Annotated in this window: 22 protein-coding genes; 9 read left to right on the forward strand and 13 right to left on the reverse strand. The window is 69.7% G+C overall.

Features of this window, described 5'->3' with window-relative positions:
* Positions 1–73: 73 nt before the first annotated feature.
* Positions 74–916, reverse strand: a complete 843-nt coding sequence (locus tag ORI60_RS07480) for an aminodeoxychorismate lyase (RefSeq protein ID WP_266035706.1) — start codon at positions 914–916, stop codon at positions 74–76.
* Positions 917–997: 81 nt separating this feature from the next.
* Between ORI60_RS07480 and ORI60_RS07485 the strand changes: the two genes are divergently transcribed.
* Genes ORI60_RS07485 through ORI60_RS07505 form a run of 5 tightly spaced genes read left to right on the forward strand, consistent with a single transcriptional unit; the run spans position 998 to position 5,153 of the window.
* Positions 998–1,387, forward strand: a complete 390-nt coding sequence (locus ORI60_RS07485; RefSeq protein ID WP_051770146.1) for a Fur family transcriptional regulator — start codon at positions 998–1,000, stop codon at positions 1,385–1,387.
* Positions 1,384–2,445, forward strand: coding sequence for a YgfZ/GcvT domain-containing protein (locus ORI60_RS07490; protein WP_266035710.1), 1,062 nt, complete (start codon positions 1,384–1,386; stop codon positions 2,443–2,445). The genes ORI60_RS07485 and ORI60_RS07490 overlap by 4 nt, the downstream gene beginning before the upstream one ends.
* 28 nt (positions 2,446–2,473) lie before the next feature.
* Positions 2,474–3,298, forward strand: coding sequence for a 3-keto-5-aminohexanoate cleavage protein (locus ORI60_RS07495; protein WP_266035712.1), 825 nt, complete (start codon positions 2,474–2,476; stop codon positions 3,296–3,298).
* A gap of 60 nt (positions 3,299–3,358) precedes the next feature.
* Complete coding sequence (locus ORI60_RS07500; protein ID WP_266035715.1) at positions 3,359–3,928, forward strand: aerial mycelium formation protein; 570 nt, start codon at positions 3,359–3,361, stop codon at positions 3,926–3,928.
* Between the two features lie 43 nt (positions 3,929–3,971).
* Entirely contained in the window at positions 3,972–5,153 is a 1,182-nt protein-coding gene (locus ORI60_RS07505) for an MFS transporter (protein ID WP_266035717.1), read from the forward strand.
* Here the strand turns inward: ORI60_RS07505 and ORI60_RS07510 are convergent.
* On the reverse strand, positions 5,096–5,956 hold the full coding sequence (locus ORI60_RS07510) for a hypothetical protein (RefSeq protein ID WP_266035719.1): 861 nt from the start codon (positions 5,954–5,956) through the stop codon (positions 5,096–5,098). The genes ORI60_RS07505 and ORI60_RS07510 overlap by 58 nt on opposite strands.
* 173 nt (positions 5,957–6,129) lie before the next feature.
* Between ORI60_RS07510 and ORI60_RS07515 the strand changes: the two genes are divergently transcribed.
* Positions 6,130–6,318, forward strand: coding sequence for a DUF3073 domain-containing protein (locus ORI60_RS07515; protein WP_030477845.1), 189 nt, complete (start codon positions 6,130–6,132; stop codon positions 6,316–6,318).
* Positions 6,319–6,391: 73 nt separating this feature from the next.
* Here the strand turns inward: ORI60_RS07515 and ORI60_RS07520 are convergent, their stop codons facing one another.
* The 11 genes from ORI60_RS07520 to ORI60_RS07570 all read right to left on the reverse strand — a co-directional run bounded on the left by ORI60_RS07520 (position 6,392) and on the right by ORI60_RS07570 (position 17,571).
* Complete coding sequence (locus ORI60_RS07520; RefSeq protein WP_266035723.1) at positions 6,392–7,387, reverse strand: NADH:flavin oxidoreductase/NADH oxidase; 996 nt, start codon at positions 7,385–7,387, stop codon at positions 6,392–6,394.
* An 84-nt stretch (positions 7,388–7,471) separates the two neighbouring features.
* Complete coding sequence (locus ORI60_RS07525) at positions 7,472–8,263, reverse strand: pentapeptide repeat-containing protein (protein ID WP_266035726.1); 792 nt, start codon at positions 8,261–8,263, stop codon at positions 7,472–7,474.
* A gap of 51 nt (positions 8,264–8,314) precedes the next feature.
* The gene (gene iolD, locus ORI60_RS07530) at positions 8,315–10,168 is read right to left on the reverse strand and encodes a 3D-(3,5/4)-trihydroxycyclohexane-1,2-dione acylhydrolase (decyclizing) (protein ID WP_266035728.1); all 1,854 of its coding nucleotides are present in this window, start codon (positions 10,166–10,168) and stop codon (positions 8,315–8,317) included.
* Positions 10,165–11,052 (reverse strand): 5-deoxy-glucuronate isomerase, encoded by an 888-nt coding sequence (gene iolB / locus ORI60_RS07535; RefSeq protein WP_266035730.1) that lies wholly within the window; start codon positions 11,050–11,052, stop codon positions 10,165–10,167. Before iolB ends, iolD begins: the two co-directional genes overlap by 4 nt.
* A complete protein-coding gene (locus ORI60_RS07540; RefSeq protein ID WP_266035731.1) occupies positions 11,049–11,954 on the reverse strand; it encodes an aldolase in 906 nt (301 codons plus the stop codon). The genes iolB and ORI60_RS07540 overlap by 4 nt, the downstream gene beginning before the upstream one ends.
* Positions 11,951–12,883, reverse strand: a complete 933-nt coding sequence (iolC, locus tag ORI60_RS07545) for a 5-dehydro-2-deoxygluconokinase (protein ID WP_266035733.1) — start codon at positions 12,881–12,883, stop codon at positions 11,951–11,953. The genes ORI60_RS07540 and iolC overlap by 4 nt, the downstream gene beginning before the upstream one ends.
* Positions 12,880–13,650, reverse strand: coding sequence for an ATP-binding cassette domain-containing protein (locus ORI60_RS07550; protein ID WP_266035735.1), 771 nt, complete (start codon positions 13,648–13,650; stop codon positions 12,880–12,882). The genes iolC and ORI60_RS07550 overlap by 4 nt, the downstream gene beginning before the upstream one ends.
* Positions 13,647–14,696 carry an ABC transporter permease gene (locus tag ORI60_RS07555; protein ID WP_266035737.1) on the reverse strand — a complete coding sequence of 350 codons (1,050 nt, stop codon included), beginning with the start codon at positions 14,694–14,696 and terminating at the stop codon, positions 13,647–13,649. The genes ORI60_RS07550 and ORI60_RS07555 overlap by 4 nt, the downstream gene beginning before the upstream one ends.
* Before the next feature lie 15 nt (positions 14,697–14,711).
* Positions 14,712–15,698 (reverse strand): sugar ABC transporter substrate-binding protein, encoded by a 987-nt coding sequence (locus ORI60_RS07560; protein WP_266035739.1) that lies wholly within the window; start codon positions 15,696–15,698, stop codon positions 14,712–14,714.
* A gap of 14 nt (positions 15,699–15,712) precedes the next feature.
* Positions 15,713–16,573, reverse strand: a complete 861-nt coding sequence (locus ORI60_RS07565) for a TIM barrel protein (protein ID WP_266035741.1) — start codon at positions 16,571–16,573, stop codon at positions 15,713–15,715.
* A gap of 2 nt (positions 16,574–16,575) precedes the next feature.
* On the reverse strand, positions 16,576–17,571 hold the full coding sequence (locus tag ORI60_RS07570; protein WP_266035743.1) for a Gfo/Idh/MocA family oxidoreductase: 996 nt from the start codon (positions 17,569–17,571) through the stop codon (positions 16,576–16,578).
* A 134-nt stretch (positions 17,572–17,705) separates the two neighbouring features.
* Here ORI60_RS07570 and ORI60_RS07575 point away from each other — a divergent pair, with 134 nt between their 5' ends.
* The 3 genes from ORI60_RS07575 to ORI60_RS07585 all read left to right on the forward strand — a co-directional run bounded on the left by ORI60_RS07575 (position 17,706) and on the right by ORI60_RS07585 (position 20,877).
* Positions 17,706–18,707, forward strand: coding sequence for a LacI family DNA-binding transcriptional regulator (locus tag ORI60_RS07575; protein WP_266035745.1), 1,002 nt, complete (start codon positions 17,706–17,708; stop codon positions 18,705–18,707).
* A complete protein-coding gene (locus ORI60_RS07580) occupies positions 18,704–20,197 on the forward strand; it encodes a CoA-acylating methylmalonate-semialdehyde dehydrogenase (protein WP_266035746.1) in 1,494 nt (497 codons plus the stop codon). The genes ORI60_RS07575 and ORI60_RS07580 overlap by 4 nt, the downstream gene beginning before the upstream one ends.
* 317 nt (positions 20,198–20,514) lie before the next feature.
* Positions 20,515–20,877, forward strand: coding sequence for a hypothetical protein (locus ORI60_RS07585; RefSeq protein ID WP_266035748.1), 363 nt, complete (start codon positions 20,515–20,517; stop codon positions 20,875–20,877).
* The last annotated feature ends 327 nt before the right edge of the window (positions 20,878–21,204 follow it).

The following is a 21,204-nucleotide window of genomic DNA, read 5'->3' on the forward strand; positions in this document are numbered from 1 at the left end:
GGCGGCTTTGGTGGGTGTGCGGGGGCCCCCGGCGCCTGTTGGTGGCCCGCGGTCGACGCCGGACTCAGGTAACTCAGTACTCGGACTCGTACAGGCCCTGCAGCTCGGTCAGCAGGGCCGACGAGTCGGGCAGCGGCTTGCCGTCCAGCACGGTCACCCGCGTGATCTTGCGGACGCTGGACGCGAGGAACACGCCCTCGGCGTCGTAGAGCTCGCCGGCCTGGATCGGCTCCACGAGCACGGTCCAGCCGGCGCGCTCGGCGGCGCGGAACAGCGCGTACTGCGTGGTGCCGGGCAGGATGCCGAGCTTCGACGGCGGCGTGACCAGGGTCTTGCCGCGCACCATGATCAGCGTCGAGGTCGGGCCCTCGAGCACCGAGCCGTCGGACGTCGTGAAGACGACCTCGGCGGCGCCGCGGCGCTCGGCCTCGCGCAGCGCGGCCATGTTGATCGCGTAGGACAGCGACTTCGCGCCCAGCAGCAGCCACGGCGCGCGGTCGGCGAGGTCCGCGTCGATGCCGCGGTCCAACGTCACCGCCGACAGGCCCTCGACGCGCTGCTTGAGCACCTTCGCGCCGATCTCCATGCCGAGCGCGAACCCCGTGGGCGTGCCGTCGCCGCCCTCGACGCCGCGGGTGCAGACGAGCTTGAGGGCGAACTCGGTGCCGCCTGTCCAGTTGCCGATGACGAGCTCGACCGCGCGCTCGAACTCCGCACGCGGAGGAGGCAGCATGTCGAGCATGGCCGCGGACCGGTCGAGCCGGTCGAGGTGGGGCGTGAGTTCGCGGGGCTTCCCGTCGACCACGAGGATCGTTTCGAACACGCCATCACCGCGCATGAGCCCGAGGTCGTCGACGCGGATCTGCGGCGAGTCGGGGTCAGCGAGGGTTCCGTCGAGCAGTGCCAGCACGCGCATGCGCCGAGACTACTAGCGGCAACTAACATGGCTGACGTGGAGACCGCAAGAGGCCTGCGCAAAACGCTGCACGACCGCGGTATGAGGATGACGCCGCAGCGTCAGCTCGTGCTGGACGCGGTCAGGTCGCTGGAACACGCGACACCCGAGCAGATCTGTCAGCGCGTCCAGGAGACGGCGCCGACGGTCAACATCACCACCATCTACCGCACGCTCGACCTCCTCGACCGGCTCGGACTGGTTCGGCACACGCACCTTGGCCACGGTGCGCCGAGCTACTCGGTCGAGGACCACCAGCACGTGCACCTCGTGTGCCACGTGTGCGGTTCGATCCAGGAAATCCCGTGTGAGCTTCTCGACCCGTTGGTCGGAACATTGCGGGAGCGCGACGGGTTCGAACTTGATGCAAGCCATCTCGCGCTGTCCGGCACTTGCCGCGACTGCTTGAAGCAGGAGCAGGAGATCGAGTGACCCTCCCCGGAGCCGTCCCGCCGCCCGACGATTCCACGGATCCCGGTGTCGCCTGGCACTACGGCGACCCGTTCGCCGAACAGCGCTCCGCCGCCCGTTCGGTGGTCGTGGTCGACCGCTCGAACCGCGGTGTCATCGCGATCCCGGGCGAGGACAGGCTCAAGTGGCTGCACCAGCTCACGAGCCAGCACTTCGAGCAGCTCGGCGAGGGCGCGGCGACCGAGGCGCTGATCCTCGACGCCCAGGGCCGCCTGGAGCACCACATGGTCGTCGCGAACGTCGGCGGCACGGTGTTCCTCGACGTCGAGAAGGTCGACGACCTGCTGGCGTACCTGAAGAAGATGGTCTTCTGGTCCAAGGTGGAGCCGCGGGACGCCACCGCGGAGTTCGCCCTGCTGACGATCACCGGCCCGGAGACCCCGGCGCTGCTGGAGAAGCTCGGCATCCCGATGCCGTCGAACGTCGACGCGCTCGGTGAGGGTTTCGTGCGCAGGGCCTCGTGGCCGGGCCGGGACGCGGTCGACCTGCTGGTCCCGCGCGCCGAGCTCGCCGGCTGGTGGCAGCGGATCACCGACGCGGGCGCCCGTCCGGCGGGCAGCTACGCGTTCGAGGCGCTGCGGGTCGAGTCGCTGCGCGCCCGGCAGGGCATCGACACCGACGAACGCACGATCCCGCACGAGGTCGGCCTGATCGACCCGGCCGTGCACCTGAACAAGGGGTGCTACCGGGGCCAGGAGACCGTCGCGAAGGTCCACAACGTGGGACGCCCGCCCAGGCGGATGCTCCTACTCCACCTGGATGGTTCTGCCGACGCCCAGCCGGAGACCGGTGACCCGGTGACCCTGGACGGGCGCGTGGTCGGCCGCGTCGGCACCGTGGCCCTGCACCACGAACTCGGCGCGATCGCGTTGGCTCTGGTCAAGCGGTCTGTACCGGTCGAGGCGGAACTCATCGCGGGCGCTCCCGAACGCGAGGTTCCCGCACGGATCGACCCCGACTCGGTGCCGCCGGACACCCCGGGTCTCGGCCGGGAAGCCGTGCGCAACCTGAGGGGATGAGCCCGGCGGACCGCTACAGTCCCGGTACATGTCACTGGGCACGCTGATCACTGTCGCTCCCACCGGAGCGGAGCACTCGAAAGCCGACGTCCCGCAGCTTCCGGTGACCCTGGAAGAGCTGGTCGCGACGGCGCAGAGCTGCGAGCAGGTCGGCGCGGCGATGATCCACGTCCACATCCGTGGCGAGGACGCGAAGCCGTCGCTGGACCTGGGTCTGCTGAAGGCCACCGTCGAGGCGTTGCGGTCCGAGACCGGCCTCGTCGTGCAGCTCTCGACGGGCGGGTCGGTGCACGACCCCGAGTCGGACCGGCTGCGCGTGCTCGAGGCGATGCCGGACTCGGCGTCCTGCACGATGGGCACCGTCAACTTCGGTGACGACGTGTTCATGAACCGCTGGGAGTTCATCGTCTCCCTGCACAAGGGCATGCAGGAGCGCTCGATCGTCCCGGAGTACGAGATCTTCGACATCGGGCAGCTCGCGTCGCTGAAGCGCCTGCTCGACCAGCACGGCCTTCCCGCGGGCGGGCACGTGCACGTCGACTTCGTGATGGGCGTGCCCGGCGGGATGCCCGGCGACGCGGCGACGCTCGTCGCGGCGGTCAACGCTCTGCCGGACGGAGCAACGTTCTCCGCCACCGGTATCGGCCGGACGACCCTCCCCGTGATGTTCACCGCTTTGGGTGCGGGTGGCCACCTCCGAGTGGGTATGGAAGACACCATCAGCTACTCGCGGGGGGTGCCGGTGCGGGACAACGCACAGCTCGTGGCACGTGCCGCAGGTCTCTCCAAGATCGCCCAGCGGCCCGCTCTGACCCCGGACGAGGCGCGAAAGCTGCTGGGCGTGCACATTTGAGACAAGTTTGGTGCATGGGATGTGTTGGCGGGTGAGGAGGATCTACCGCAGGATGGACACGTGATCGAGGTGCGTCCTGGCGGGCGCCGCCGAATCGACAGGGTGCTCGCCCCCGACTACACGGAGGGCGTCGAGCAGCGCCCGCTCGTCGAGGTGCGCGAACTCCGCGACGAGGCTGCGCAGGAAGAGACAGATCTGTCCTACCTGCGGCGGTTGTTGCACGCGCGGATCGACATCGTGCGCGCGGAGCAGGAGCGCCGCAGCTCGGGTGGCTCGGCCGTGGTCGAGCAGCTGGCCACAATCCTCTCCACGAACGCCGTGGGTCCCGCGACCGGTCTCGGCCGGTACCAGACCCATGAGCCGTCACGCGCTGATGCGCATCAACGGCACGTCGAGGCGCTCATCTCCGACGTGGACCTCTCCGACGTGAGCTCGCTGACCGACGATCGCCTCGGCGACGTGCTGGAGACGCTCATCTCGGAAGAGGCGTCCGTGTCAGTGCGGCGGCGTGAGGTGCAGGTGGTCGTGGACAAGCTCAACGCCGAGATCGCTTCGCGCTACCAGCGCGGAAGTGCCTCGGTGGACGAGCTGCTGGCTGCGGAGCGCGGACACCACCGTCCCAAGAGGTAAGACGAGCTTTCCACTTCCTGAGCAGCGGACCTAGCGTGCCCCCATGGGGTATCGCTGGGTCGTGCTGTCCGTCGGAGCCTTGGCGCAGGGCACGAACGCAGCCGTCTTCCTCGGCCTGCCCGCGATCAGCCCGCAGCTCCAGCAGCACTTCTCCCTCACATTGCCCCAGGTCGGGCTACTTCTCGGTGCGGTCAACCTCGGCACGATGATCGCCCTCGTGCCGTGGGGAGTCGTCGCGGACCGACGCGGCGAACGGCTCGTGATGACCATCGGCGGCGTGGGTGCCGCAGCCTGCCTCCTCGCCGTGGCGCTGGGCAACGCCTGGATCGCCGGTCTCGCGTTGCTCGGCGCCGGACTGTTCGGGGCCAGCATCAACGCGGCCAGCGGCCGTGCGGTGATGTCGTGGTTCAGCCGGGAGTCGCGCGGCCTCGCCATGGGCGTCCGGCAGACGGCGACGCCGCTCGGTGCGGCCCTCACCGCGGCCGTCCTGCCCGGCATCGCGATCTCGGCCGGGATTCCCGCGGCGTTCGTCGTGCTCGCCGGCGTGACGGCGTTCGTGGCGCTGGCGGTGGCCCTGCTGGTCCGGGAACCGCCCGGCGCGCTCCGGGCGAGCACGGACCACGGGCTGGTGCTCAAGGACCCCCGGTTGCTGCGGCTGTCGCTCGCCAGCGGGCTGCTGGTGGTGCCCCAGTTCACCGCCACGGCCCTGCTGGTGCCCCTCCTGCACGGACACCGCGGCATGAGCGTCACGGCGGCAGCGGCCGTCTTCGCCGTGGCGCAGCTGCTCGGCGGGGCCGGGCGGCTGGCGGTCGGCGTGTGGTCGGACCGCGCGGGCAGCCGGATCGGGCCGTTGAAGATCGTCTCCGTGCTCACCGCGAGTGGGTTCGTACTGGTAGCGGTGCTGGACCAGGCGCCGCTGCCGTTGCTGATCGCGGTGCTCGTGCCCACCTCGCTGTGCGCGCTGTGCTGGAACGGGCTGGCGGTCACCGAGGCCGGTGAGCTCGCGCCGGAGGGCCGCAGCGCCACCGCGATCGCCATGCAGAACTCGGCGAACTACCTGAGCGCGGCGCTGACCCCGTTCGTCGCGAGCTTCGTCGCGGTGCACGTGGCGTGGCCCGCGGCGATGGTGCTGGCGGCGGTGGCCGCCGTGTCCGCGCGGGTCCTGCTTCAGCCGTGGCGTTCCCTGCGGGCCAGCTCGCCCCAGAACTCGCGCAGCGTCTCGTAGCGCAGCGCGACCTCCTCGGCGTCGTCCGCTTCGAGGGCGTCGACGATGGCGTTCACGTCGGCCGCCGAGGTGTCCTCCAGGAGGTCTTTGTCCCCGAGCAGCTGCACCAGGCCGCCGTAGTCGAGCTCGACGGCCGAGTGCGGGTGGAAGTGTTCGAGCCAGCGGCCCGTGTCGGCGAGGACCTTGGCCGGCCCGTCGTCGCCCAGCGAGCGCTTCACGACCTTGAGCGCTCGCGCGATCCGCCGCCTGGCGTCGGCCATGGCCACGCGCCACGACACCTGGCGCTCCGGGTCGTCCTGGGCGCTGGCGAGCACCACGCGGCGCTGGGCGGGGTCGACGAGGGCGAACCACGGCAGCGGGATCGTCCAGGTCGTGGAGATCACGTGGACCGCGCCCGCGGAGAGTTCGGCCATCACGGCGGACGCGCGCGCCCGGACCGTCTCCGAGGAGAGGGCGAGGGCCTCGTCCTGCAGGATCCGCGGCGCGGAGGCCAGGAAGCCCACCAGAGCGGCGGCGGATCGGGCCCTGAGATCGAGCGGGCAGACGAGGGGGCCCGGACCGACACGGGCGGCTTCGGAGGTCGGAACCTCGGCCGGACTGATCGTCATCACGTCGAACGACTCGCCCGGGAGGAGCTTTTGTCCCAACTGTGATCGCAACCACAGCTCTCGTTCCCGGTCTCCTGCCTCCGACCGGGGGACAGGGCCCGCTTCCAGGGCTTTTTCGACTTTGAAAGCTAGCTTTGCGTCCAACACCGATAACGGTTCGTACACCCGTAGGTAGGCGACGAACGGTCTTGGCACGTGTGCATCCTTCCACGCGAGGGCGGCCGCGAGATTTGGCGGTACGTGTCACGCCTACCGCGTCGCGAGGAACCCCATCGGCACGGTACGGTAGTTACCAGGAATCAGTTGTCGAGACGAGTGGGGCCGCCGTTCCCCCGGCCGCCCCCGTCCCTGTGCGAGGGGGTCGAGCCATGGGGCGCGGCCGAGCTAAGGCCAAGCAGACGAAGGTCGCCAGGGAGCTCAAATACAGCTCTCATGAGACCGACTTCGCTGCGTTGCAGCGCGAGCTGTCGACTGATGAAAGGTCGCCGAACGGGAGTAGTGGTGGCGACGAGCCACACGACGACCCGTACGACGACTACGACGATTACCGTCGCTGAATTCAGCCTTCGGAGTTCAAGGGTTGGGCGTCCGGTCACCCCGGTGCCCAGCCCTTGAACTCTGAGGGCTCTTTCAGAACGCCCTGGCGTACTGCTTCGGCGCCCTGACCTCCACACCCAGCTGCTGTGCCGCGTGCAGCGGCCAGTACGGGTCGCGGAGCAGTTCGCGCGCGAGCAGGACCAGGTCGGCGGAGCCGTCCGTCAAGATCTGTTCGGCCTGAGTCGCCTCGGTGATCAGGCCGACCGCACCCGTGGGCACGTCTGCCTTGCGCCGTACGGCTTCGGCCAGCGGCACCTGGTAGCCGGGCCCGATCGGGATGTCCGCCTGCGCGGTGTTGCCACCGCTGGACACGTCGATCAGGTCCGCACCCGCGGCCTTGAGCGCCTGTGCCAGCACAACGCTGTCGTCGGCAGTCCAGCCGTTGTCGACCCAGTCGGTGCCGCTGATCCTCACGATCACGGGCACCTCCGGGCCGACCGCTGCCCGCACGGCGGCGGTGACCTCGACGGGCAGGGCGATGCGTTCCTCGATGCTGCCCTCGTTCGTGAGCGGCGAGTAGAACTCGTGCAGCAGGTAGCCGTGCGCCGCGTGCACCTCCAGGACCTCGAAGCCCGCCTCGATCGCGCGCAGCGCGCCGTCGACGAACGCCTTGACGATCTGCGTGGTGTTCGTCAGCTTCTCCGGCTGGTTGCCGCCGGGGAACGGCTCGGTCGTGGGCGCCACCGGCACCCAGTCACCGATCGCCTTGCGCCCGGCGTGCGCGAGCTGGATCGCGGGCACCGAACCGTGCTCCTTGATGAACCTCGTGATCGGCTTCCAGGCCTCGACCTGCTCGTCGTTCCAGATGCCGGTGTCCTGCGGCGAGATCCGGCCGCGCGGCTCGACCGCCGTCGCCTCCGCCATGACGAGGCCGGCGCCTCCGACGGCGCGGGAACCCAGGTGGACGAGGTGCCACTCGGTCGGCACGCCGTCCTCCTTCGTGACCGAGTACTGGCACATCGGGCTGACCGCGATGCGGTTGGGCAGGGTGACCGAGCGCAGGGTCAACGGGGAGAACAACAGGCTCACGACAAAAGCTCCCTCGAACGTTCGTTGGGCTACGAACCGTTCAAGGGTCGGGCGTCGGCGTGTTGTTCCCCGTTGTGAGACATCTCAGTCACTGAACAGCGACGCGGAGACACGTGCCGGGGTGAAGTCCGGAGGCCAGAGCGTCCCGCGGTTGACCCGAGCCCCGGTCAGGACCGCCTGGTGCAGGTTGACGGCGCGCATGTCGGTGCCGCGCAGGTCCGCGTCCGTGAGGTCGGCGGCCCGGAGGTCGGCGCCTTCGAGGCAGGCGACCCGCAGCGACGCCTGGCGCAGGGACGCTCCCCGCAGGTCGGCGCCGCGGAGGTCCGTGGCGTCGAGGACGCAGTCGTTCAGGCAGGTTCCGAACAGCCGCGCGCCGGCGAGGTTGGACCGGCGGACCACCGCGCCCGTCAGGTCCTGTTTGCCCAGGTCGGCACCGCGCAGGTCGACGTAGGACAGGTCGATCGCCGCGCCGGGCCGCCGGATGAGGATCGCCAGAGCCGTCTCGACGTCGGCCCCTCGGTTCTCGGCGGCGGGGTCCGCGCCGGTCCAGGGAGAGCGCTCGCGCAGGAAGTCCCCGATGGTCTCGTCGACGAGCCGCCTGCTGCTCGCCGAGTCCTTCGCGATCTGGTCCAGCGCGTGGAGCCCGCCGAGCCTGACCTCGGCCTCGTCGCTGCCGAGGTGCTCGACGGCGCGGCGGTACCGCTCGACGATCTGGCCGTCCCTGGCCTGTCGCCAGGCCAGCGCACCACCGGCCGCGACCAGCACCCCGCCGAACAGCAGCAACGACGTCGATCGCGGACCGTTCTGCGGCACCAGCAGCGCGACACCGAGCACGAACAGGGTGACCGCCCCGAGCCTGAACATCCGCTTCCCCACGGTGGGTCATCCTCGTGATGGCCACCGTCCGGCGGTATCCGCTGTTGGAGTTCAGCTCAGATAGCGGACCTGCCTGGCCTTGCCCTCCAGCACTTCCTCGCGCGCCGCCGCGATCTCCTGCCGGTGCGACACCTCGGGCACACCGACCTCCCACCAGGCTCCGGCCTCGGTCCACGACGAAGGGTGCGTGCGGATCACGACGACGGCAGGGCGTTTCTCGGTGACCACGGCCTCGCGGGCCTTGCGGTAAGCGCCTTCCAGGTCGGCCAGCGAGTCGGCGGGGAAGACCGCGCAGCCCATCGCCGCGGCGTGGGCGGCGAAGTCCGTGCGCGGGGGTTCGGCGTGGCCTGTCGCGCAGTCGGCGTAGAGGTTGTTGAAGCCCGCGCCGCCCTGGCCCGTCTGCAGGCGGTGGATCACCGCGTACCCGTCGTTGTCGCAGACGACGGCCACGAAGCCGTGGCCCGCGAAGGCGGCGGAGAAGAGCTCGGAGTTCAGCATCAGGTACGAGCCGTCGCCGAGCAGGGTCGTGACGACGCCCTGGGTGTGGGCGATCGCGGCGCCCCAGGCACCGGCCAGTTCGTAACCCATGCAGGAGAAGCCGTACTCGACGTCCATCGTGGACTCGCCGGTGGCCCGCCAGCCGCCGATCAGCTCGCCGGGCAGGCCGCCGGACGCCGTCATGACGTAGTCGGTGGGCCCGCTGACGTCGTTGACCACGCCCACCACCTGCGCGTACGTCGGCAGGCCACCGCCGGGGGCGCGCAGCGAGGTGATGTGGGCGTCCCACTTCGTGCGTTCCGCCAGTGCCCGCGCCGCCCAGGAGGCCGGGGCCTGCCAGGACGCCAGCAGGTCGGTCAGTTCGCGCAGGCCCTCGTCGGCGTCGGCCACGAGGGCGAACGAGCCGTGCTTCACGGCGTCGAAGCGGGCCGCGTTCAGGGAGAGCAGGTGCGCGTCCGGGGAGAAGACCGTCCAGGACGCGGTGGTGAAGTCCTGCAGGCGGGTGCCCACGGCGATGACCAGGTCCGCCTCGCCGGCCAGGACGTTCGCCGAGGTCGAGCCGGTGATGCCCAGCGGGCCCGCGTGCAGCGGGTGGTCGTGCGGGACCAGCGTCCGGCCCGCCGTCGTCTCGACGACCGGGATGGCGTGCTGCTCGGCGAAGCGGAGGGCGCGGCCCGCGGCGCCCGAGTAGCGGACGCCGCCGCCCAGGACCAGCAGCGGGCGGGAGGCGTTGCGGATCGCCGAGGCGGCCTCGGCCAGGGCGAGCAGGTCCGGGCGCTGGCGCAGCGGGCGGTGGACCACGGGGGCGAACAGGGCCTCCGGGAAGTCGTACGACTCCGCCTGGACGTCCTGGGGCAGGGCCAGCGTCACCGGGCCGCAGTCGGCCGGGTCGGTCAGGACCCTGGCCACCTGCGGCAACGTCGAGAGCAGCTGTTCGGGGCGGGTGATGCGGTCGAAGTAGCGGCTGACCGCGCGGAACGCGTCGTTCACCGTCGCGGTCGGGTCGTGGAAGTGCTCCACCTGCTGGAGAACGGGGTCCGGGGCGCGGCCGGTGAAGGTGTCGCCCGGCAGGAGCAGCAGCGGCAGGCGGTTGGCGTGGGCCACGCCGGCCGCGGTGACCATGTTCAGCGCGCCGGGACCGATGGACGACGTGGCGACGCCCACCTGGCGGCGGTGGGTGGCCTTGCCGATGCCGACGGCGGCCAGGGCCATGCCCTGCTCGTTGTGGCCCCGCCACACCGGTAGCCGGTCGCGGACCTCCTCCAGGGCGTTGCCCAGGCCGAGGACGTTGCCGTGGCCGAAGATCGCGAACACTCCGGGGAACAGCGGCGCGACGGTTCCGTCGAAGAGCTCGGTGCGCTGGGCCAGCATCCAGCGGACCAGCGCCTGCGCGGTCGTGAGCTTCACTTGGCCCGCCCCTCTGCGGTCGTGACCGGGCAGCGGGGGTCGAGTTCCTGCGTCGCCCAGCTGTCCCGGATCCAGGTGTGGGCCGGGTCGTCGCAGAACGCCATCGAGCGCTCGGAACCCGGACCGGCCAGGACGTTCAGGTAGTACATGGGATAGCCCGGCGCCGCGACGCACGGACCGTGGTAGCCGCGCGGGATCAGGAAGACGTCGCCGTCCCGCACGGTCACGTCCTCGTCGATCGTGCCGTCGTCGGTGTACGTGCGGTGGAAGCCGAAACCCGTGCGGGACGGGGTGATCTGGTCCCGGTCCGCGATGCGGAAGTAGTAGATCTCCTCGTTGTTCACCTCGCACGGCTCGGACTCGTCGTGCTTGTGCGGCGGGTACGAGGACCAGTTGCCGTCCGGGGTGATCAGCTCGCAGGCGTTGAGCTTGTCCGCGTGGTCCCACACGCCCGGGACGCCGAAGTTGGTGACCTGGCGGGTCGCGTTGCCGGAGCCGCGCACCTCGACGGGAACGCCGTCGGCCGGACCGTACCTGGGCGTGAGTCGGTTCTCGCAGCGCGCCATCGGAAGTGCGATCTCGCAACCGTCCTCAGAGGACAGCTTGACCGACGCATCGCGCGGCACGTAGGCGAAGTCCGTGACGCGGGTGAACACCGACTCGCGGCCCTGCAGCTCGTACCGCTCGTCGTCGACCTCGACGGTCAGCGATCCGGAGAGGGGCAGCACGAACGCCTCGAACTCGCCGGTCTCGATCGTGCGCACCCAGCCGGCCTCGATCCGCAGCACGCGCAGACCGGTGTACGTCCAGCTCGCGTCCTCCGGCGTCAGGTGGATGACGTCGGTGGCGGTCGACAGAGTCCCGTGTGGACGGTGCAAGGTCATTCCGTGACCCCCTTCGCGGTGCGCAGGATCTCGGCGGCCGCGGCGACGGCGGCGGCGACGTCGCCGTCCGGCGGGTAGAGCAGCGCGCGGCCGACGACCAGGCCGCGCACGGTCGGGTGGCCCAGCGACCGGCCCCACGACGCGAGGTCGTCCTGCGGGTTCGCGGACGGCACGCCACCGAGCACCAGCGCCGGCAACGCGGTCGTGTCCAGCACGATCTCCGGTTCCTCCGGCGCGGGCAGCTTCAGCCACGTGTACGCGGAGGTCGAACCCAGTCCGGCGGCGACGGCCGACGCACGGGAGAGTGCCGCGGAATCCTTCTGCAGCACCAGCTTGTCGTTGTGGTCACGCTTGTACGGCAACGGCTCGACCATCGCCATCAGGCCGTGCTCGGCGAGTTCCGTGACGGCTCGCGCGCAGCCCTCCAGCGTCGGGATCGTGCCGGGGTCCGAGTCGACCAGGCGCAGCAGCATCTTGCCGCCGTCGAGCCCGAAGGTCGCGATGGACGACGCGTCGTACGCGGTGAACCTGTCGTCGATCTCCCAGTCCGCACCGGCCAGGCCGCCGCGGTTCATCGAGCCGATGACCACGCGCTCGTCCAGGCCGTCCAGCAGCAGCAGGTCCTCGATCACGTCCGGCGTGCCCAGCACACCGTCGACGTCGGGGTTCGCCAGCGCCGTCAGCAGACGGGCCAGCAGCGAGCGCCGGTCGGCCATCGCCATCGGGTCGCCGCCGACGCCGAGCGCACCGCGCGCCGGGTGGTCCGCCGCGACCAGGAACAGCGTGGACTTGCCGTTCAGCAACGAGTTGCGCCGCTTGCGCGACTGGTAGGCCCGTCTGATCGAGCCGGGGTCCTCAGCCCGCCGCCACAACAGTTCGCGCCACTGGCCGTCGGTGATCACAGCAGTTCCTCTATCTCTTCCTGGTCGGGCATCGCGTCGGCGCAGGCCAGCCGTGAAGCGACGATCGCACCGGCCGCGTTGGCGTAGCGGGCGATCTTCACCGGGTCCCAGCCGGACAGCAGGCCGTGCACCAGGGACCCGCCGAACGCGTCACCGGCGCCGAGCCCGCAGACCACCTCGACCGGGTTCGGCTCGACGGTCCACCGGCCCTCGGGCGTGGCGACGAGAACGCCCTCGGCGCCCTTCTTGACCAGCGCCAGGGAGATTCCGCGCGCCAGCAGCCGGTCGGCGGCCTCGTCGGGATCGGAGGTGCCGACCGCGATCTCGCACTCGGTCCGGTTGCCCACGGCGACCGTCACGTGGTCGAGCATCCAGCTGATCTCGGCGCGCGCCGTCTCGACGTCCGGCCAGAACATCGGCCGGTGGTCCAGGTCCAGCACGGTGTGGCCGTGGCGGGCGCGGCTGGCGAGCATCATCCGTTGCGAGGTGCGAGCGGGCTCGGCGGAGACACCCGTGCCCGTCACCCACAGCAGCGGGACGTCGCGCACGAGCGACCACGGCACGTCGTCCTCACCGATCGTGAGATCCGGTGCGATCGGCGACCGGTAGAACAGCAGCGGCGGGTCCGCGGGCGGGTTCAGCTCGCAGAAGACCACCGGGGTCTGCAGGTCGGGCGAGGTGCCGACGTACTTCGACGACACCCCGAAGCCTTCCAGCGCCTCGCGGACGTAGGTGCCGAAGCCGTCCGGTCCGACCTTCGTCAGCACGCCGGCGCGGCGGCCGAGCCGCGCGGCGGCGACCGCGACGTTGGTCGCGGTCCCGCCGAGCGACTTGGCGAAGGTGCTGACCTGGGCCAGCGGCACCCCGGACTGCTCCGGGTAGAGGTCGACGCCGACCCGGCCGACGGTCAGCACTTCCAGCGACGTCACGCCTCGACACCCCGCAGCTCGTGCTCCAGCGCTTCCAGCTCGGCGCCACCGGCCATCTGCCGGGTCAGCTCGCCGATGTCGATCTCGGACTTCTCGTAGCTGCCCAGCGCGCGGCCGCGCTTGAGCAGCAGGAACCGGTTTCCGACCGGGTAGGCGTGGTGCGGGTTGTGGGTGATCAGCACGACGCCGAGGCCGCGATCACGCGCCTGGGCCACGTACTTCAGCACCACTCCTGCCTGCTTCACGCCCAGCGCGGCCGTCGGCTCGTCCAGGATCAGCACCTTGGCGCCGAAGTGCACGGCGCGCGCGATGGCGACGCACTGCCGTTCGCCACCGGACAGCGTGCCGACCGGCTGCTCGACGTCCCGGAGGTCGATGCCCATGTCGGACAACGCCTTCTTGGTGACCTCCTTGCCCTTCCTGCGGTCCAGGAAGCCGAACTTCGTCGTTGGTTCCGAGCCCAGGAAGAAGTTGCGCCACACCGACATCAGCGGCACCACGGCGAGGTCCTGGTACACGGTCGCGATGCCGTGGTCCAGGGCCTCGCGGGGCGACGAGAACTTGATCTCCTCGCCCTCGACCTTGAACGAGCCCTGGTCGTGCTGGTGGACACCGGCCAGGATCTTGATCAGGGTCGACTTCCCGGCGCCGTTGTCGCCGAGCACGCAGGTGACCTCACCCGCGTTGACCACGGTGGACACCTCGCTCAGCGCGATGACGCTGCCGTAGGTCTTGCCGATGTTCTCGGTCTCGATGAGGGACGTCATCGCCGGACCCTTTCCGCTCGGCGGCGCAGCATGTTGTTCACCAGCACGGCGGCCAGCAGCATCACGCCGAGGAACAGCTGGAACCAGTCGCTGTTCCAGCCGGCGTAGACGATGCCCTGCCGGGCCATGCCGAAGATCAGCGCGCCGATCGCCGCGCCCACCGCGGAACCGAAGCCACCGGTGAGCAGGCAGCCGCCGATCACCGCCGCGATGATGTACTGGAACTCGAGGCCGATGCCCTGGTTCGCCTGCACGCTCGCGTACCGCAGGATGTTGATCGAGCCCACGAGCCACGCGGCGAACGCCGTCGTCATGAACAGCAGGATCTTCGACCGCACGACCGGCACACCGACCGCGCGCGAGCTCTGCGCGGCACCACCGATCGCGAAGATCCAGTTGCCGAACCTGGTGCGCATCAGCAGGGTCGACGCGACGACGGTGAACAGGACCCACCAGATGATCGACACGTAGAAGCTCGTGCCGCCGATCTGGAATGTCGAGGCGAACAGGAACCCCGCCGACTCGTACCCGGCGGCCTCGCGCATGCCGGACACCTGCACGCTGCCCGTCACCAGGCGCGTGATGCCGAGGTTGAGGCCCTGCAACGCGAGGAAGCTGCCCAGCGTCACGATGAAGCTCGGCAGGCCCGTGCGCATCACGAGCCAGCCGTTCAGCGCGCCCACCGCCAGTGCGAAGACGAGCGACACGAGCAGCGCCAGCCAGACGTTGAGTCCCAGCTGGGTGGCGAGGAGAGCCGTGACCAGCGCGGTGGACGCGGTCATGACACCGGCGGACAGGTCGAACTCGCCACCGATCATGAGCATCGCCACCGCGACCGCCATGATGCCGAGCATGGAGGCGTCGTCCAGCCAGGTGGCGGCACCACCCACGCTCAGGAACTGCTCGGTGACCACGGAGAAGAACAGGAACACCAGCAGTGCGCCGAGCATGGCGCCGATCTCCGGGCGTTTGATCAGCTGATCCATCGCCCTGGGCTTGCCCAGCCGTTCGTCGGCAGCCGGTGGAGCTGTGGCCGTCACGGTCATCTCCCCGCCTCCTCCTTACCTCTTGCCGTTCTTGGCGTACTCCGCGACCTTGTCCACGTTGGACTTGTCGACGAAGCCGGGACCGGTGAGGACGGGCTTGCCGCCACCGAGGGTGTTGGCGTTGTCCTTGAACAGCTTCAGCATCACGATCGGCAGGTAGCCCTGCTGGTACTGCTGCTGGTCGACGGCGAAGAGCACCTCGCCGGACTTGATCGAGCCGACGACGTCGGCGTTCAGGTCGAACGTCGCGACCTGGGCCTTCGAGCTCGCGCCCTTGATCGCGGAGGCGGCGTTCACGGCGACCTGCGGGTTCAGCGCCAGCACACCGTCGACGGCGGTGTCGGACTGCAGCTTGGCCTTGATGCGGGCCTCGATGTCGGTCGGGTTGGAGATGTCGACCTGCAGGTTCTCCACCGCGCCGCCGAAGCCGGTGCGGGCACCGTCGCAGCGCTGGTTGAGGCCCGAGTTGCCGGCCTCGTGGATCACGCAGAGGAGCTTGGTCTTGCCGGCGGCCTTGAGCTTCTTGCCGGCTTCCTCACCGGCGATCGACTCCTCCTGGCCGACGTGCGCCATGGCACCGAACTCCGCGCTCTTCGCGCTGCCGGAGTTGATCGTGATGACCGGGATGCCGGCCTTCACCGCGTTCTCGATGGACGTCTTGAGCGCGTCCGGGTTCGCCATCGACACCACGATGCCGCCGACCTTCTGCGACACGGCGTTGTCGATCAGCTTGGCCTGGGCGCCGGGGTCGCCGTCGGAGTTGTAGGTGACGCCGACGCCGAGCTGCTTGCCCGCGTCCTCGGCGCCCACCTTGACGACGCTCCAGAACGCGTCGCCCGCGGTGCCGTGCGTGATCACGGCTACCTTCAGGTCTCCGGAGGCCTGCGAACTGCTGTTGTTCTGCGTGTTCTGAGTGTTGGTCCCCGTGGGACCGCTACAGGCGGCCAGCAGAGCAACACCGGCGAGCGCGACGCCCGCACGGATGACCAGACGAGACTTCATCGTCTCCAGTCCCTTCAGAGGATCTTGCTGAGGTGCGCGAGGCTGCGCCCGGTGTCCTTCAGTGGCTTGTCCACTGGACTTCCGTTCTTGAGCTGGGTGTCCTGCTCGAGAACGAACCAACCGGTGTAGCCCGCCTCTTGGACGAGCTTCACCAGCGCTTCCACGTCCACGTCGCCGTCCCCGAGCGGCACGTAGATGCCCTGTTCCACGGCATCGGTGTAACTGAGCTCGCCGCTGCGCACCTTCGCCGCGATCTCGCCACGCACGTCCTTGAGGTGCACGTGACCGATCCGGTCCGGGTAGCGGCGCGCCAGCTCGACCGGGTCCGTGCCACCGATGAGGAGGTGGCCGGTGTCCAGGCAGAGCTGGAGATCGGAGTCCACGAGGAACCGTTCGACCTCCGCCTCCCGCTCGACGTGGGTGCCCACGTGCGGGTGCAGCACGGTCCTGAGGCCGTGCCGGGCGGCGATCTCGCGGATCTTCGCGCAGGTGCCGACGAGGGTGTTCCACTCGTCGTCGGTGAGCTTCGGCGTCTCGTCGTAGCCGTCGAGGCCGGTCGCGGCGGCGAGCACGAGGACCTCGGCACCACCGGCCTTCAGGATCGCGGCGACGCGGTCCGCCTCGTCCAGAGTGGACTGGACGTCGGTGTGCAGCGTGACCGCGAGGAAGCCGCCGACGAGGCTCAGTTCGTGGCCGCGCAGGAGCGTCTTCAACGCTTCGGGGTCGGCAGGCAGGTAGTCGGGCGGGCCGAGTTCGGTGGCGGTCAGGCCCAGGGAGTGCATCTCGGCGAGGACTGTGTCCGACGGGAGCACGTTGCCCCAGCCCGGCACCTCGCACACGCCCCAGGAGATCGGTGCTCCAGCGATCTTCGCCATGCCTAGTTCCCCTCGATCCGCACCGGTGCGCCACTGCGGCGCGACTGCTCACAGGCTTCGGCCAGGCGGAGGCTGATCAAACTCTCTCGCGCCGGGGACGGGTTCGCGACCTCGCCCTTGATGACCTGCGTGAACAGGTTCATCTCGTTGACGTACGCGCGGTGGAAGCGCTCCGGGAAGCCGGGGTAGGCGTCCGGTCCGGCGACGTGGCCGCCGGGCTCCAGCGAGTTCAGCGGGGTGCGCGGGTCGACGCCCGCCACCAGCGAGTCCTTGCTGCCGAGCACCTCGATGCGGTGGTCGTACCCGACCGGGTCGTGCCGTCCGCCGGCCAGCGTCGCGTGCGCGCCGCCCGCGAACTTCAGCATCACGACGGCGTTGTCCACGTCGTCGGCGTCCGCGAACGCCTGGTGCACCAGGACGGAGCCGCTCGCGTAGACCTCGACGACCGGCTCCCCGACGAGCCACGGCACGCAGTCGAGGTCGTGGATCAGCAGGTCTCGGAAGATGCCGCCGGAGGCGGGCAGGTAGGAGAAGTCCGGCGGGTTCGCGTCGTTGCCGACGGCCCTGACCAGGTAGATGTCACCGACCTCGCCCGCGCGGATGCGGCGGTTCAGCTCGTAGATGGCCGGGTCGAACCGGCGCTGGAAGCCCACGAGCACCTCGACGCCGGACTTCTCGACGTCCGCGATCAGCGCGGCCATCTCGGTGACGTCGCTCGCGATCGGCTTCTCGCACAACGTGGGGACGCCCTTCGCGATGGCCGCGCGGAGCATCTCGGGGTGCGTGTTCGTCGGGGTGGCGAGCAGCACGCCGTCGACGTTGTCCAGCAGCGTGCCGAGGTCGTCGACCGCCTTGGTCCCGGCGAGGTCCGCCGACGCCTGCGATGCCCTGCCGGGCACCGGGTCGAAGAGGAGCACCTCGTCGACTCGATCCAGTGCGGCGAGGTTGGTCGCATGCATGGTGCCGATCCTGCCGACACCCGCTACTCCGATCCGCATCGCAGGTTTCCCCTGTTCATCGCCGAGAAGTGTTAGAGCGCTCTATTGGTTGGAGCGCTCTAATGCTGTAGCTTCCGTCACACGGGTGTCAAGGGTGGGTTTCCAGCCCGTGACGTGAGGGGAGGTGGTTCCAGGTGGTCAGGCCGACGATGGAAGACGTCGCTCTGCGGGCGGGCGTGTCCCGCGCACTGGTGTCACTGGTGATGCGCGGTTCACCCAAGGTGAGCGAGATGCGACGCAGCGCTGTCCTGAAGGCCGCGGAGGAGCTGGGGTACTCCCCGCACGCCATGGCGCGGTCGCTCGCCTCGCGCACGTCGACCGTTCTCGGCGTGATGGTGTCCGACCTGCACAACGCGTTCTTCGCGGAGGTCGTGGACGGCATCGACGAGGTGGCGCGCGACCAGGGGTTCGACATCATCATCAACACCGGCGGCCGGTCTCCCGCGCGCGAGCGCCGGGCCCTGGAGTCGCTGCTGTCCTTCCGCCCCGCCGGACTGATCCTGCTGTCGCCCGTCGTGCCGGCGACCGCGATCGGCAAGGCCGCCGAACAACTCCCGGTCGTGCTCGTCGCCCGGTCGTCGCGTGTGTCCACTGTGGACACGGTGAACGACGACGGCGAGACGGGCGCACGACTGGCCGTCGACCACCTCGTTTCGCTGGGGCACAAGCGCATTGCCCACCTGGACGGTGGCGAGGGCACCCAGGCCGGGCCTCGGCGGCGCGGGTACGTCGCCGCGATGGAGGCACACGGGCTCGTGCCGCAGGTCGTGTCGTCCGAGTACACGGACGCGGCGGGTGCGCGGGCGATTCGCGGGCTTCTCGAAGATGACGCTTTGCCCACGGCGATCTTGTCCTGCAACGACTTCAACGCCGTCGGTGCGATCTCCGCTTTGGAGGACGCCGGACTGCGTGTGCCGTCCGACGTTTCCGTCGTGGGGTACGACAACACCTCGCTGGCCGCGTTGCGGCACGTCTCGTTGACCACGATCGACCAGCCCCGTGCCGAGTTCGGCCGGTTGGCCGCCGACGCGCTTCTGCAGCGCGTTCGTGAAGAGCGCACCGAACCCGTGCGCCATCTCCTCAATCCCTCTCTCGTAGTCCGCAACACGACAGCTCCCCCAGGAGGACCGCGTTGAGCACCATCCCCCACTGGATCGACGGCGCCCGCACCACGGGGGTGTCGTCTCGCAAGTCCGACGTCTTCAACCCCGCCACCGGTGAGGTCGCGGCCCAGGTCGTGCTGGCCGAGCAGGCCGACGTGGACCTCGCGGTCTCGTCCTCGCTGAAGGCGGCGCAGTCCTGGTCGGAGTCGTCGCTGTCGACGCGGTCGCGGATCCTCTTCGAGTACCGCCACCTGCTGCACACCCACCGCGACGAGCTCGCCGCGATCATCACGTCCGAGCACGGCAAGGTGCTCTCGGACGCGGCCGGTGAGGTGCAGCGCGGCCTCGAGGTCGTCGAGTTCGCGTGCGGCATCCCGCAGCTGCTGAAGGGCGAGCACTCCGAGCAGGTCTCGCGCGGCGTCGACGCGTACTCGCTGCGGCAGCCGCTCGGCGTCGTCGCGGGCATCACGCCGTTCAACTTCCCCGTGATGGTGCCGATGTGGATGTTCCCCATCGCCATCGCGACCGGCAACACCTTCGTGCTCAAGCCCTCCGAGCGCGACCCGTCGGCGTCCGTCAGGCTGGCCGAGCTGTTCGCGGAGGCCGGGCTGCCCGACGGCGTGCTGAACGTGCTGCAGGGCGACGCCTTCGCGGTCAACGCGCTGCTGGACCACCCGGACGTCTCCGCCGCGTCGTTCGTCGGCTCCACCCCGATCGCGCGGCACGTGTACTCGCGCGGCACCGCGGCCGGCAAGCGCGTGCAGGCGCTGGGCGGCGCCAAGAACCACATGGTCGTGCTGCCCGACGCCGACCTCGACGTGGCCGCCGACGCCGCCGTCTCCGCGGGCTACGGCTCCGCCGGCGAGCGCTGCATGGCCATCTCGGTCGTGGTGGCCGTGGGCGAGACGGGCGACGCGCTCGTCGAGAAGATCGCCGCACGGACCCGCGACCTGCACCCGTCCGTGCTGCCGGGCACCGATCCCGCCGCCCAGATGGGACCGCTGGTCACCGGCGTGCACCGGGATCGCGTCCGGTCCTACGTGGACGCGGGTGAGGCGGCCGGCGCGTCACTGGTCGTGGACGGCCGCGGGTACGCGCCTGAGGGGCACTCGGATGGTTTCTGGCTCGCGCCGACGTTGTTCGACCACGTCACGCGCGACATGACCATCTACACCGACGAGATCTTCGGCCCGGTGCTGACGGTCGTGCGCGCCGACACGTTCGAGGACGCCCTGGAACTGGTGAACGCCAACCCGTACGGCAACGGCACCGCGATCTACACAGGTGACGGTCTCGCGGCCCGCGAGTACCAGCGGCGCGTGCACGTCGGCATGGTCGGCATCAACGTGCCGATCCCCGTGCCGATGGCCTACTACTCGTTCGGCGGCTGGAAGGACTCGCTGTTCGGGGACACGCACGTGCACGGCGCCGAGGGCGTGAAGTTCTACACGCGGGCCAAGGCCGTCACGGCCCGGTGGCCGCAGCAGCACGGCGTGAACCTGGGCTTCCCGACGCACGGCTGATCCGTTCGGAGCAACGGCCGCCCCGTCCGCCTCAGGCGAACAGGGCGGCCGTTTCCATTTGGTACGAACCAATGACGACCCGAACAACTCGCTGATCTGGACAGATGAACTAAGCGAACGATTGTCCTGCTGAAATCGCCGTCAATTTCGCTGATCTTGGAATACCAGGACGCGGCAGATCGGTTCGACAAAGGTGCTGGACACGGAGGTAGGATCCGCGTCAACACAGTCGAACATCGCTTCCTTTCTCGCGAACGCCGCACCGTTCGTTACAGCTCAGGAAAGGAAGAACGCCTTCAGCAGGAGGACCGAACACGATGTCGCCCAGTGAGGACGACAGTCCTTTCGCGACGGCATGCCGCGCCGGCACCCGCAAGCAGTTCATCTGCGCACTGAACCAGCTGCGCCTGGCGAGAGGGCTCTCGTTCGGCCAGGTCTCGATCAACGCCGGTGAACGCGTGCTGGCCAAGAGCAGCGCGCACGCGATGTGCTCCTACCACCTTCCCAAGCAGGAAGCCCAGCTCAGGGCTTTTCTCACCGGCTGCGGAGAGCCGGCCGAGGCGCTCGACGGCTGGGTGGAGCAGTGGCGGCGCGTGACGGCCTCCCGCGCCAACAGGAGGCCGCACCCCGCCGCTCAGCTGGTCCAGAGCTCCGCCGGGGATTTCGCACCACCGGAATGACGCTCCGGCACGTGCGCGAGCCTAACTGTCCACCTCGGCTCCGGCCAGACGATTGGACGGTACTGGACGTGGTCATTACGACCAATTGCCGGCAGCGTGGTCAGAGGCCCTGAGGAAGTTGACAAAAACTGGCCAGTTGGACTTGTTCGAACTGACTTGGACGCCGTTGCACGACACCGCGAAAACCTGGACGGCGATTCAGTTGGCAATCACCCGTGTGAGTGACATGCTCGTGGCACAGCCGTTATGTCGCCGAGTCCCGCGGCAACGCCAATTGCCGACCTGGACGCATTCGCGCATCCGGCTGCTCGCTGTTCCCACATCAGC

This window comes from Lentzea sp. NEAU-D7, from assembly GCF_026242055.1.
Taxonomy (GTDB): domain Bacteria; phylum Actinomycetota; class Actinomycetes; order Mycobacteriales; family Pseudonocardiaceae; genus Lentzea.

What these genes read in the sequence shown, in the direction of transcription:
- ORI60_RS07565 (WP_266035741.1), bottom strand. Translation starts at nt 16,573, where the DNA reads ATGGCGAAGATCGCTGGAGCACCGATCTCCTGGGGCGTGTGCGAGGTG.
- ORI60_RS07550 (WP_266035735.1), bottom strand. Translation starts at nt 13,650, where the DNA reads ATGACGTCCCTCATCGAGACCGAGAACATCGGCAAGACCTACGGCAGC.
- ORI60_RS07480 (WP_266035706.1), bottom strand. Translation starts at nt 916, where the DNA reads ATGCGCGTGCTGGCACTGCTCGACGGAACCCTCGCTGACCCCGACTCG.
- ORI60_RS07495 (WP_266035712.1), top strand. Translation starts at nt 2,474, where the DNA reads ATGTCACTGGGCACGCTGATCACTGTCGCTCCCACCGGAGCGGAGCAC.
- ORI60_RS07585 (WP_266035748.1), top strand. Translation starts at nt 20,515, where the DNA reads ATGTCGCCCAGTGAGGACGACAGTCCTTTCGCGACGGCATGCCGCGCC.
- ORI60_RS07505 (WP_266035717.1), top strand. Translation starts at nt 3,972, where the DNA reads ATGGGGTATCGCTGGGTCGTGCTGTCCGTCGGAGCCTTGGCGCAGGGC.
- iolB (WP_266035730.1), bottom strand. Translation starts at nt 11,052, where the DNA reads ATGACCTTGCACCGTCCACACGGGACTCTGTCGACCGCCACCGACGTC.
- ORI60_RS07560 (WP_266035739.1), bottom strand. Translation starts at nt 15,698, where the DNA reads ATGAAGTCTCGTCTGGTCATCCGTGCGGGCGTCGCGCTCGCCGGTGTT.
- ORI60_RS07570 (WP_266035743.1), bottom strand. Translation starts at nt 17,571, where the DNA reads ATGCGGATCGGAGTAGCGGGTGTCGGCAGGATCGGCACCATGCATGCG.
- ORI60_RS07515 (WP_030477845.1), top strand. Translation starts at nt 6,130, where the DNA reads ATGGGGCGCGGCCGAGCTAAGGCCAAGCAGACGAAGGTCGCCAGGGAG.
- ORI60_RS07485 (WP_051770146.1), top strand. Translation starts at nt 998, where the DNA reads ATGAGGATGACGCCGCAGCGTCAGCTCGTGCTGGACGCGGTCAGGTCG.
- ORI60_RS07555 (WP_266035737.1), bottom strand. Translation starts at nt 14,696, where the DNA reads ATGACCGTGACGGCCACAGCTCCACCGGCTGCCGACGAACGGCTGGGC.